This is a genomic window from Stenotrophomonas sp. STEN063, from assembly GCF_056854515.1.
Genome location: NZ_JBXFWF010000096.1, coordinates 1 through 11,825 on the forward strand (window position 1 = coordinate 1; position 11,825 = coordinate 11,825).

Genomic DNA, 11,825 nt, shown 5'->3' on the forward strand with positions numbered 1-11,825 from the left:
TCTAGCTTCGTCGGCAGCGTCAGATGTGTATAAGAGACAGCGCTTTGGCTGTGGCTTTGGCTGTGGCTGTGGCTTTGCCTTTGGCCTTTGACACTCCCTTCTCCCGCTTGCGGGAGAGGGTGCCCGGAGGGCGGATGGGGGGAGCTTTGGCCTTTGGGCTTTGGGCCTTGGGCTTTGTGCTTTGGAACTCCGGCAGTCGTTGCCCAGGTTCACCATCCCGGCTTCGCCCTGCCCTCACCCCAACCCCCGCTCCGCGCCCCGGCCCTTGCGCTGGCGCAAGATCGTTCAAGGAGCAGCGAACCAGTGGTTCGCAAGCTGCTCCTCTCACCCCGCAAGCGGGAGAGGGGCTGGCAATGCGCGCACTGGCAAGTACGCCCCAAAAAAAGCGGCCCCGTCGCCAGGGCCGCTCCACATCACTCAAACCAACTCAAACTCAGAAGCTCTGCGTATACCGCATATACAACTGCCGGCCGTAGCCGTTGTACAGATAGTTGTTGAAGTTGGTCGGCGAGTACGCCACGTCGTACACCGGCGCCTTGTTGGTCAGGTTGCGCACGCCCAGCGAGATGCTCGCCTTCCACGGAGTGTTGTAAGCGAATTGCAGGTCATGGGTGATGTAGGCCCCGCCGCAACGCTTCACGTAACCCTCGGACTTCAACTCCGAGCAGCTGTAATCACCCTGGTAGTAGTCCACGTAGTAACCCGGCTCGTAGCCGATCATGTTCATGGTCCAGGCCACACTCCAATCGCCGCGCTCCCAGCGCGTGTTGAGGTTGGCACGCCATTCCGGATAACCGCTGGTGCCCACGTATTCGTCCGAGCCGTAGCGGCTGTCGACCTTGTAGCTGTGGGTCCAGGAACCCTGCAACGACGACGTCAGCTTGCCCCAGTTGTCGAAGTCGAACTGGGTGCGGATGTTGAGATCCACACCATCGGTCTTGACCAGACCTTCATTGCCGTAGCCGGCATATACCGACTGGATCGAACCGTCGGTATTTCGCACCACCGACAGGTTGTCCGGCAGGAACTGGCCCAGCTCGGTACGGTTGATCACCGTCTGCGCGGAATACCACTTGATCTGGTTCTCGATCTTGGTATTCCAGTAGTCGACAGTGACATTGGCCCATGAGAACGGGTCATACACCACGCCAAAGCTGAACTGCTTGGACGTCTCGGCCTTCAGGTCCGGATTGGCGACATGGTAGCCGTTGATCTGGATCGAGCTGGAAGCAGCCAAGCCGTAAGCCAGCGCCGTGGCTTCATCGGTCACCGTATCGGCAGAGAACGCGGTCTGCTGGTTCAGCGCCTGCAAGGTGGGCGCGCGGAAGCCTTCACCGTAGGAGGTACGGAAGGTCAGGTTCTGCAACGGCTGGTAGCGCAGCGACAGCTTGGGAGAGGTAGCGTCACCAAAGTCGGAATAATGGTCGTAACGCAGCGCCACGTCCGCCGAGAAGTTGTTGAAGATCGGCAGGCTCCACTCGGCATAGGCCGAACTCAGCGTGCGATCACCCCAGGCCGAGTTGCCGGAGGAACCACCAACATTGCCGGCGGCAGACTGCTGGTCGTAGATGTCCGAGTAGTCATGCTTGCTGTACTCGCCGCCGACCGCCAGCGCCGACACGCCGCCGGGCAACTCGAACAGATCCGTGGTCAACTGCGCATTGACCTCCTGCTGCTTGTAGTAGGTATTGCGGTTGATGGTGGTGGCGATGGCATCCAGCACCGCAGCCGAGTTGGAGTACGGATCAAACACGTTGTACTCGCCCGATTCGAAATATTTCTCCGCCACCGGGATGTTCACGTAGTTGTAGCCGGTGATGGTTGCGCGCGACTCATTGCTGCGCACGCCGAAATCAACCGCGGTGCTGTCAGTCAGCTGGCCATGCAGACTGAGGTTGACATCATGGCTGTTCTCATCGGTATAGGTGAAACGATTACCCAAGGCGGCGAAGCGGTGCTTGATGTAAGCATCCTGGCCGGTGGTGTTGTTCGGGCTGTCGGCGCTGACGAAGATGCTTTCCGGCACCGGCGCGTAGACGCTGTCGCTGTTCTTGCGGTTGACGTAGATATCGGCGTTGACGGTCCAGACATCATCGATGCTGTACTCGCTGCGCAGGAACAGGTTCTTGTTCTTGATGCTGGCGGTATCAGCCATGTCGCCGACATAGTTGTACAGGCAGCTGGTACGGCCCGAGCTGCTGGTGCTCTCGTAGAAATTGGTGCCCGAGCAACCACCCGGCACCACCGAGCTGTTGTTGGTGTAGAGGTTGGAGCCGGGAATGGTGCTGCCATCGGCGGCCGTCAGCACATTGAGGTAGTTATTGGAATACGAGGAGCCAGCCACCGTATCGGACCAGGGGTAATCGCGCACGAAGCTGATCTTCTGGTTGGTATAGGAGATACCACCCATCACCGAGCCGCGCTCACCTGCGGCACCAAACAGCACCGAGCCTTCCGATGCATCGCCACCGTACTTGTTGTCGGTGATGCCAGCGCTGACCTGGAACCCTTCGTAGTTCTTGCGGGTGATCACATTGACCACGCCACCAATGGCGTCGGCGCCGTAGATCGCCGATGCGCCGTCGGTCAGCACTTCGATGCGCTCCACTGCTGCCGCCGGAATCGAACTCAGGTCCTGCCCTTCGCCGGTCAACGGCGACACTGCCGCGCGGCGGCCGTCGATCAGGATCAGGGTGCGGCCTTCGCCCAGCCCGCGCAGGCTCAGGCCCGCGAACGATTGCGCCGAGCTGCCGGAGCTCGGCACGAACGAACCAAAGGAGTTGAAACTGGAGCTCTGCAGGATGTCGGCCACAGTGGCCTTTCCGCTTACTTCGATGTCCTCGCGGCCGATCACGGTAATCGGCAATGCACCTTCCACGTCTGCACGCTTGATGCGCGAACCGGTGATCTCGATGCGGTCCAACGTGGTGGCGCTGCCGTTCGCTTGAGTTTCCTGCGCCAGCGTTGTTCCGCTGATGGACAGGCCAATGGCAACAACCAGGGCGCCCCGGCGCAGGCCGGAGTTCAACTTATTCTTTTTCATTGTTAGCGTGTTCCAGATGAAGAAGGACACGTCCTGATCGCTCAGAACCGTTACTGGGACGCTGCGCTGGATGACACCAATCGCATCGGCCTGACGGAAAATTAACGATCGAATTTCGCCGCTGTTTTTCGCTGCGTGGCAGCAGGCACGGGGATTCTTGTCAGGCCGTGTCAGCCGGCCTCAAACGCGCCATGTGCGGCGCATGCGCGCATAAAAAATGCCACTGACAGGGCAGTGGCAAGGAGAGAGAGATGAACCAGTGTTTTCTTGTGGCTCCATCCTGCATCCCCAACATGTTGAGAATTTGTCTAAAACCGACTTTATTTCGTGCAGAGATTGCTGGATTGCCACACGTCAGGCGCCATCCAACCCGAACTGACATGGACCACCACATCCGCACTGGGGAAAGCGCACACTCAGCGCTGTCTGGGAGGTCACAGTCCCAATGCGACACAGACAGAAGGGGCCTGCTGGCCCCTTCCGTTTACACCTGCCGGCGACCAGACGATCAGCCGCGATAGCCGTTGGTGATGGGATAGCGGCGCTCGCGGCCAAAAGCACGCCGCGACACCTTCGGTCCCGGCGCAGCCTGATGGCGCTTCCATTCGCTGATCCGCACCAGCTTCAGCACCCGGTCCACGACGTCCGGCGCATAACCGGCAGCAACAATGTCCTCGCGCGACTGTTCCTGATCAATGAAGCGGTACAGGATGCCATCCAGTACATCGTAGGCCGGCAGTGAGTCCTGGTCGGTCTGGTTCTCCCGCAGCTCGGCCGAGGGTGCGCGGCTTATCACCGCCGGCGGAATCACCGGCGCGCCCCCCACCGTATTGCGCCACTTGGACAGGCCGTAGACCTCCGTCTTGTACAGGTCCTTCAGCGGCGCATAGCCGCCGCACATGTCGCCGTAGATGGTGGCGTAACCCACCGCGTACTCGCTCTTGTTGCCGGTGGTGAGCAGCAGGCCGCCAAACTTGTTGCTCAACGCCATCAGGATCACGCCCCGGCTGCGCGACTGCAGGTTTTCCTCGGTGACATCGGCCGCCTGCCCTTCGAACATGGCCGACAACGACTGCATCAAGCCCTGGAACGCCGGCTCGATCGGCACCGTCTCCAGCTTTACACCGAGCGCACGGCATTGCTCCACCGCCAGGTCATTGGACAGGTCAGCGGTATAGCGCGACGGCATGCTGACTGCGGTGACGTTGTCGGCACCGAGCGCATCGACCGCCATCGCCAGCACCAGCGCCGAGTCGATGCCCCCTGACAGCCCCAGCCATACCTTGCTGAAACCGTTCTTGCCGCAATAGTCCTGGATGCCGCGGGTAACCGCGCGCCAGGCCAATGCATCCATGCTTTCATCGCCATCATCGATCCAGCGCAGCGGCATGAAATTGCGCCCAGCGACGTTGTATTCGACCACCAGCATTTCTTCGGTGAACGCCACGGCAGCCGGATGCACGGTGCCATCGCCATCGGCCACGACCGAAGCGCCATCAAACACCACCGCATCCTGGCCGCCAACGGTGTTGACATAAGCGATGGCCGCGCCGCTCTCGCGGCTGCGCTCGGCCAGCAGCGCATCGCGCTGGGCGTGCTTGCCACGTTCGTATGGCGAGGCGTTGGGCACCAGCACCAGTTCGGCGCCCGCTTTGACAGTGGCGGCCAGCGGTTCGGCGAACCACAGGTCTTCACATATCACCAGGCCCAATTTCACACCGTTGACCTCGAACACACAGTTGCCACCGTCCGGGTCCACGTCGAAGTAGCGTCGTTCGTCGAACACGGCGTAGTTGGGCAGCTCGCGCTTGCGGTAGGTAGTGGCGACGGCACCATCACGCAGCACGCTGGCCGCGTTGTAGACCACCGCACCGGCGCTCTGCGGCCAGCCCACCACAGCGACGATGCCCTGCACTTCGGCCGCGACCCTTGCCAAAGCCTGCTCGCAGCTGCTCAGGAAGCCGGGGCGCATCAGCAGGTCTTCCGGCGGATAGCCGCTGATGGCAAGTTCCGGGAACAGCACCACATCGGCACCGTATTCGTCACGCGCCTCCTGCATCAGTTCGATGATGCGGCTGGCGTTGCCGTCCACGTCCCCGACCGGGAAATCGAACTGGGCCAGGGCGATGCGTAGCGATTCGGACATATCAACAACCTTCTGCTTGGCCCCGCACCCTGCGGGGGCTTGGTGTTACCGATGCCGCACGCAGGATGCTTTCGCAGACCGCGGCGGTATGGCTCAGGGCCTCATTATTCCAGAAGCGCAGCACGCGGTAGCCGTTGCGTTGCAGGAAGGCGTCGCGATGGGGGTCGTTGGGGTCGGATGCGTGTTGGCCGCCGTCGAGTTCGATGACCAGTTTTTGCTCCAGGCAGACGAAATCCACGACATAAGGCCCGATGGGGTGTTGCCGCCGGAACTTGAAGCCGACCAGGTGGCGGCCCCTGAGGAAATACCAGATGCGCCGCTCGGCATCGGTCATGCGGCGGCGCAGGGCTCGGGCGCTGTTGGTTTTGCTGCCTTTGCGCATGGTTGCCTCCTTTGCAGGGAGACGATTACCTGGCAAGGCGGTGGTTGAAATCAGGGAAAGCGCGCTTTTGGATGTAACGATTTTGGGCTTTTGGGGCGCTGCCTTCGAGGTGACAGAAAGCGATGGGAGAGGCTAACGGCAAGAAGCCAAAGCTTCCCCTCACCCCTACCCCTCTCCCGCAGGCGGGAGAGGGGAAAGCAACTGCCAGATCCAGAGCCACTGCCGCTGCCACAGCCACAGCCACACCCACACCCACAGCCAGAGCCAGAGCCAGAGCCAAGGCCACAGCCAAAGCCACAGCCAAAGCCAAAACTAAAACTAAAACTAAAACTAAAACCAAAGCCAGAGCCAGAGCCAGAGCCAGAGCTGAAGTCAAAGCTACAGCCAGTGCAAAAGATGAGCTTTAGCCAATGATCTAACGTCGACGTGGACTTCAACTCTGGCCGTGGCTTGAGCCCCGACCGCGGCTTTGGCTTTGGCTTTAGCTTTGGCTGTGGCTGTGGCTGTGGCTGTGGCTGTGGCTGTGGCTTCGGCTTCGGCTTCGGCTGTCCCCTCTCCCGCCTGCGGGAGAGGGGTAGGGGTGAGGGCAGGCTCTTGGACGTTGCTTCTGTTCTTGGCTTTTACCCCCGATCACCCAACCCAAAAAACAAGAAAGGCCACCCGAAGGTGGCCTTTCTCAAATCACTGAAGCGCAGTCTTACTTGACCAGCTTCGCGATGGCAGCGCCCAGGTCGCCCGGCGAACGGACGGTGACAACGCCAGCAGCTTCCATCGCCGCGAACTTGCCCTCAGCCGTGCCCTTGCCGCCCGATGCGATCGCACCAGCGTGGCCCATGCGCTTGCCGGCCGGAGCCGAAGCACCTGCGATGAAGCCGACAACCGGCTTCTTCACGTGGTTCTTGATGTACTCGGCACCGGCTTCTTCAGCGTCGCCACCGATTTCGCCAACCATGATGATGCCTTCGGTCTGCGGGTCTTCGTTGAACAGCTTCAGGCAGTCAACGAAGTTCAGGCCGTTGATCGGGTCGCCGCCGATGCCGATGCAGGTCGACTGGCCCAGGCCCACTTCCGTGGTCTGCTTGACCGCTTCATAGGTCAGGGTGCCCGAACGCGACACGATGCCGATCTTGCCCGGCATGTGGATGTGGCCCGGCATGATGCCGATCTTGCACTCGCCCGGGGTGATCACGCCGGGGCAGTTCGGCCCGATCAGCACGGTGTCCGGATGCGAACGGGTCAGCACGTTCTTGACGCGCAGCATGTCCAGCACCGGGATGCCTTCGGTGATGCAGACGATGACCTTGATGCCGGCAGCAGCGGCTTCCAGGATCGCGTCAGCCGCGTACGGCGGCGGCACGTAGATGACCGAGGCATTGGCGCCGGTGCTCTGCACGGCATCGGCCACGGTGTTGAACACCGGCAGGTCGATGTGGGTGGTGCCGCCCTTGCCCGGGGTCACGCCGCCGACAACCTGGGTGCCGTACTCGATCATCTGAGTGGCGTGGAAGGTGCCCTGCTGGCCGGTAAAGCCCTGCACGATCACCTTGGTGTTCTTGTTGATCAAAACTGACATTGGATTTCCTTCGGTGTCGGATCAGGCGGCGTTCTTGACAGCTTCAACGATCTTCTTGGCGCCATCGTTGATGTTGTCAGCCGGGATGATGGCCATGCCGCTGTCACGCAGCAGCTGCTTGCCTTCTTCCACGTTGGTGCCTTCCAGGCGCACCACGACCGGAACCTTGACGCCCACTTCCTTCACGGCAGCGATGATGCCTTCGGCAATCATGTCGCAACGGACGATGCCGCCGAAGATGTTGACGAAGATGCCTTCGACCTTGTCCGAGGACAGGATCAGCTTGAAGGCTTCAATGACGCGCTGCTTGTTGGCGCCGCCGCCCACGTCCAGGAAGTTCGCCGGCTCGCCGCCGTTGAGCTTGATGACGTCCATGGTGGCCATGGCCAGGCCTGCGCCGTTGACCATGCAGCCGATGTTGCCGTCCATGGTGACGTAGTTGATGTCCAGCTCCGAAGCGATCACTTCGGTCGGGTCTTCCTGGGTCTTGTCGCGCATGGCGACCAGCGCCTTCTGGCGGAACGCGGCGTTGTCGTCGCTGTCGAACTTGCCGTCCAGCGCGTACAGGTTGCCGTCGTCCAGGATGGCCAGCGGGTTGATTTCAACCAGCGCCAGGTCCTTTTCGTTGAACAGGCGGTACAGGTTGACCATGATGCTGGCGAACTGGCCAGCCTGCTTGGCGGTCAGGCCCAGCTTGAAGCCGAAATCACGACCGTGGTAACCCTGCACGCCTTCAACGAAATCGACGTTGAGCGAGTGGATCAGTTCCGGGGTCTCGGCAGCAACCTGCTCGATCTCCACGCCGCCTTCCGAAGAAGCGATGTAGGTGATGGTCTTGGTGCCACGGTCAACCAGCACCGACAGGTACAGCTCCTTGACGATCTCACCGGCGGTGGTCACCAGCACCAGGTTGACCGGCAGCTCGACGCCTGCGGTCTGGTAGGTGGCCATCTTGGTGCCGAGCATCTTGGCCGCAGCGGCCTTGACGTCGTCGGTGGTCTTGCAGAACTTGACGCCGCCAGCCTTGCCGCGGCCGCCAGCGTGGATCTGAGCCTTGACCATCCAGGGGCCCTGGCCCAGCGACTGGGCAGCAGCTACAGCCTCGTCCGGGGTCGCAGCGACCTTGCCGGCCGGGACCGGGATGCCGTATTCGGCAAGCAGTTGTTTTGACTGGTACTCGTGGAAATTCATGCGTCACCGTGGGAATAGGAACGACCGCACGCATCTCCTCGGGCCCCGGCTTGGGGGCGCCGGCAAGGACTGCGGCGGGCCCACTATTGTGGCCGAGCCAGCGCCGGGGCGCAAAGAAGTCTGTACAAATGGCCAAGCGCGGCATGTTTTCTGGCTATTTTTCAGCAACTTGCCTCTGAATAGGGGGCGCCGCGCGCGTGTCGTGCAGCAGCCCGTGCGCACCTATACTTGGTGGGTTAACGCTTGGATAGGAGTTCCGGCTTGGCCCCCAGCACCTCGCTCATAGACCGCATCGAATCGATACCGCGTCGCGAGCTGTATTTCTTCGCGCTGTACCGGGTGCTGATCGCCACCCTGCTGGCCGCGCTGGTTTTCAGCCCGCTGACGCCGTTCGCTGGCGAGGCGCACCAGCTGCAGCTGGCCGAAGCCGTCACCATCCTCTATCTGCTGATAGCACTCGCGCTGTTGGCCTGGGGCCGCAACGAGCGCTGGTTGCAACCGATCGTGTTCGGCAGCCTGTTGGTCGACATCACCGCAGCCACCCTGCTGAGCCATGCCCTGCCCGGCGCCAGCGCCGGCATCTCGATGTCGCTGCTGTTCAACATCGCCGCGGCCGCCCTGCTGCTGCCGCTGTCGCGGGCGATGCTGCTGGCGATGTTGGCCGCTGCCGCCAGCGTCAGCGAATACGTGTGGCAGGCATTCGAAGGCAGCGACAACCTGCGTACGCTGGCCGAGCTGGCGATGTTCGTCACCAGCTATCTTGCACTGGCCTTCATCGCCTACCAGATCGGCAGCCGCACCCGCCGCACCCAGCAGTTGGCCGACCAGCGCGGCGCCGAGGTGGCCAACCTGTTCGAAGTGAACGAACTGATCATCCGCCGCATGCGTACCGGCGTGCTGGTGGTGGACACCAACGGCCAGATCACCCTCGCCAACGAAGCGGCGACCGCCCTGCTCGGTGACATGGAGGGCGCACTGGCCACCGAGCGTGTCGCCCTGAACATCGCGTCGCCCGAACTGGCGCGGCGCCTGCAGCGCTGGCGCAATGGCTGGCATGAAGACGAACAACCGCTGCAACTGGCCCCGGAGCAGGCCGAAGTACTGCCGCGCTTCGCCCGCCTGCTGGCCGACAGCGACATGTCGCTGATCTTCCTGGACGACACCACCGTGGTCTCGCGGCGGGCCGAATCACTGACCCTGTCCACCCTTGGCCGGTTCTCGGCCAGCCTGGCGCATGAGATCCGCAACCCGCTGGCAGCCATCAACTATGCCACCCAGCTGTTGGAGGAATCCGAGGACATAGGCGAGGCCGACCGGCGCCTGCTGCAGATCATCCATCAGCAATGCCAACGCACCAACGGCATCGTCGAGAGCGTGCTGGCGCTGGCCCGACGCGAACGGGCAAATCCCGAGAACTTGGACCTGGCCGCCTTCGTCCGCCGTTTCGTGATCGAATACCGGCAGACCCTGTCATTGGAGAACGACAGCCTGGAAGCGGTGATCCGCGAGCCATCGGTGATAGCGATGATCGACCCCCGGCACCTGCACCAGGTGTTGACCGCGCTGGTCCACAACGCCCTCAAATATGGTCGGATCGCCGACGAACCGGCACGGATCCGCATCCGTGTCGCCTCGGCCGACCGCAACGCGGTCATCGACATCATGGACCGCGGCCCGGGCATTCCTGATGCCATCGCCAGCCAGCTGTTCCGGCCGTTCTACACCACCTCCGAACATGGCACCGGCCTGGGCCTGTATATCGCCCGCGAGCTGTGCCGGGCCAACCAGGCCCAGTTGGACTATGTGTCCATTCCCGCTGGCGGTGCCTGCTTCCGGCTGACCCTGAGCGTCCCGAAAACCGCGTTCGCCCGCGGCGAGCGCCAATGAGCGGTTTCTGGATGCAATCGTTTGTAGACACACCTCCACCTCGGCTATCGTTCCATTCATGAACGCAACACATAGCGCCCTGATCGTCGATGACGAACGCGACATCCGCGAGCTGCTGGTCCTTACCCTTGGCCGGATGGGCTTACGGATCAGTACCGCCGCCAACCTCGCCGAAGCCCGGGAACTGCTGGCCAGCAACCATTTCGACCTGTGCCTGACCGACATGCGCCTGCCCGACGGCAATGGCATCGAGCTGGTCACCGAGATCAACCGCGACCATCCCTCCACTCCCGTGGCGATGATCACTGCCTTTGGCAGCATGGACCTGGCGGTGGAAGCCCTGAAAGCCGGCGCCTTCGATTTCGTCAGCAAGCCGGTGGATATCAATGTGCTGCGCGGCCTGGTCCGGCATGCCATCGAGCTGAACAACGAAGCCCGCCCCAGCACCCCGCCGCCGCCGGAAAACGCCACCCGCCTGCTCGGCAGCTCGCCGGCAATGGATGAGCTGCGCGCGACCATCAGCAAAGTCGCACGCAGCCAGGCACCGGTCTACATCCTGGGCGAATCGGGCGTCGGCAAGGAACTGGTCGCCCGTACCATCCACGACCAGGGCGCGCGCGCGGCCGGCCCGTTCATCCCGGTCAACTGCGGCGCCATCCCCAGCGAACTGATGGAGAGCGAGTTCTTCGGCCATCGCAAGGGCAGCTTCACCGGCGCACACGCCGACAAGCCTGGCCTGTTCCAGGCAGCCAGTGGCGGCACTTTGTTCCTGGATGAAGTGGCCGAACTGCCACTGCAGATGCAGGTCAAGCTGCTGCGCGCGATCCAGGAAAAATCGGTACGCCCGGTAGGCGCCGCCACCGAAGTCACCGTGGACGTGCGCATCCTCTCGGCCACCCACAAAGACCTGGGCACGCTGGTGCAGGACGGGCGCTTCCGCCATGACCTGTACTACCGCATCAACGTCATTGAATTGCGCGTGCCACCGCTACGCGAACGCCGCGGTGACCTGCCGCAGCTCGCGAGCACCATCCTGAATCGCCTGGCGCTGACGCAGGGGCAAAAGCCACCGCGACTGGCGGCGTCGGCACTGGAGGCCCTGGATGCCTACTCCTTCCCGGGCAATGTGCGCGAACTGGAGAACATCCTTGAGCGCTCGCTGGCCCTGGCGGACAGCGACTGCATCGACGCCAGCGACCTGCGCTTGCCACAGCCGCAAAGCGCCACGCCACGCGTTCCCAGCAGCGAGCCCCCGGCAGCTGCTACCGCCCCCCAGGAAGCCGTTGTCGACATCGACCCGGCCAGCGCTGCCCTGCCCTCCTACATCGAGCAGATGGAGCGTACGGTGATCCAGAAGGCCCTGGAAGAAAACCGCTGGAACAAGACCAAGACCGCAGCCCAGCTCGGCATCACCTTCCGCGCCCTGCGCTACAAGCTGAAAAAGCTGGGCATGGAATAAGCAAGCCCCCGTAAGCCACGTAGAGCCGGGCCATGCTCGGCTGGGGGCTGCACCTGTAGTGGGGGGGGGGGGGGGGGGGGGGGGGGGGGCGGGGGGGGGGGGGGGGGGGGGGGGGGGGGGGGGGGGGGGGGGGGGGGGGGGGGG

At 62.7% G+C, this 11,825-nt stretch carries 7 protein-coding genes; 2 read left to right on the plus strand and 5 right to left on the minus strand.

All coding sequences use genetic code 11. The features are described from left to right. Positions 1-433 precede the first annotated feature (433 nt). The 5 genes from AC1VWL_RS18240 to sucC all read right to left on the minus strand — a co-directional run bounded on the left by AC1VWL_RS18240 (position 434) and on the right by sucC (position 8,335). A complete protein-coding gene (locus tag AC1VWL_RS18240) occupies positions 434-3,043 on the minus strand; it encodes a TonB-dependent receptor (RefSeq protein WP_482987622.1) in 2,610 nt (869 codons plus the stop codon). Positions 3,044-3,551: 508 nt separating this feature from the next. Beyond that, positions 3,552-5,189 carry an NAD+ synthase gene (locus AC1VWL_RS18245; RefSeq protein ID WP_482987623.1) on the minus strand — a complete coding sequence of 546 codons (1,638 nt, stop codon included), beginning with the start codon at positions 5,187-5,189 and terminating at the stop codon, positions 3,552-3,554. Position 5,190: 1 nt separating this feature from the next. Further along, positions 5,191-5,571 (minus strand): endonuclease domain-containing protein, encoded by a 381-nt coding sequence (locus AC1VWL_RS18250; RefSeq protein WP_482987624.1) that lies wholly within the window; start codon positions 5,569-5,571, stop codon positions 5,191-5,193. A gap of 697 nt (positions 5,572-6,268) precedes the next feature. Further along, positions 6,269-7,144, minus strand: a complete 876-nt coding sequence (sucD, locus tag AC1VWL_RS18255) for a succinate--CoA ligase subunit alpha (protein WP_282267250.1) — start codon at positions 7,142-7,144, stop codon at positions 6,269-6,271. A gap of 21 nt (positions 7,145-7,165) precedes the next feature. Then, positions 7,166-8,335, minus strand: a complete 1,170-nt coding sequence (sucC, locus tag AC1VWL_RS18260; protein ID WP_057629765.1) for an ADP-forming succinate--CoA ligase subunit beta — start codon at positions 8,333-8,335, stop codon at positions 7,166-7,168. A 261-nt stretch (positions 8,336-8,596) separates the two neighbouring features. On the opposite strand from sucC, the gene AC1VWL_RS18265 reads away from it, so the two are divergent. Both AC1VWL_RS18265 and AC1VWL_RS18270 read left to right on the plus strand, forming a co-directional pair. Further along, positions 8,597-10,222 (plus strand): sensor histidine kinase, encoded by a 1,626-nt coding sequence (locus AC1VWL_RS18265; protein WP_482987625.1) that lies wholly within the window; start codon positions 8,597-8,599, stop codon positions 10,220-10,222. 58 nt (positions 10,223-10,280) lie between these two features. Then, positions 10,281-11,681, plus strand: coding sequence for a sigma-54-dependent transcriptional regulator (locus AC1VWL_RS18270; protein WP_482987626.1), 1,401 nt, complete (start codon positions 10,281-10,283; stop codon positions 11,679-11,681). Positions 11,682-11,825: the final 144 nt, after the last annotated feature.

Excerpts from the sequence above, each read along its gene's own strand:
- AC1VWL_RS18240 (WP_482987622.1), bottom strand. The coding sequence starts at position 3,043 with ATGAAAAAGAATAAGTTGAACTCCGGCCTGCGCCGGGGCGCCCTGGTT.
- AC1VWL_RS18245 (WP_482987623.1), bottom strand. The coding sequence starts at position 5,189 with ATGTCCGAATCGCTACGCATCGCCCTGGCCCAGTTCGATTTCCCGGTC.
- AC1VWL_RS18270 (WP_482987626.1), top strand. The coding sequence starts at position 10,281 with ATGAACGCAACACATAGCGCCCTGATCGTCGATGACGAACGCGACATC.
- AC1VWL_RS18250 (WP_482987624.1), bottom strand. The coding sequence starts at position 5,571 with ATGCGCAAAGGCAGCAAAACCAACAGCGCCCGAGCCCTGCGCCGCCGC.
- sucD (WP_282267250.1), bottom strand. The coding sequence starts at position 7,144 with ATGTCAGTTTTGATCAACAAGAACACCAAGGTGATCGTGCAGGGCTTT.
- sucC (WP_057629765.1), bottom strand. The coding sequence starts at position 8,335 with ATGAATTTCCACGAGTACCAGTCAAAACAACTGCTTGCCGAATACGGC.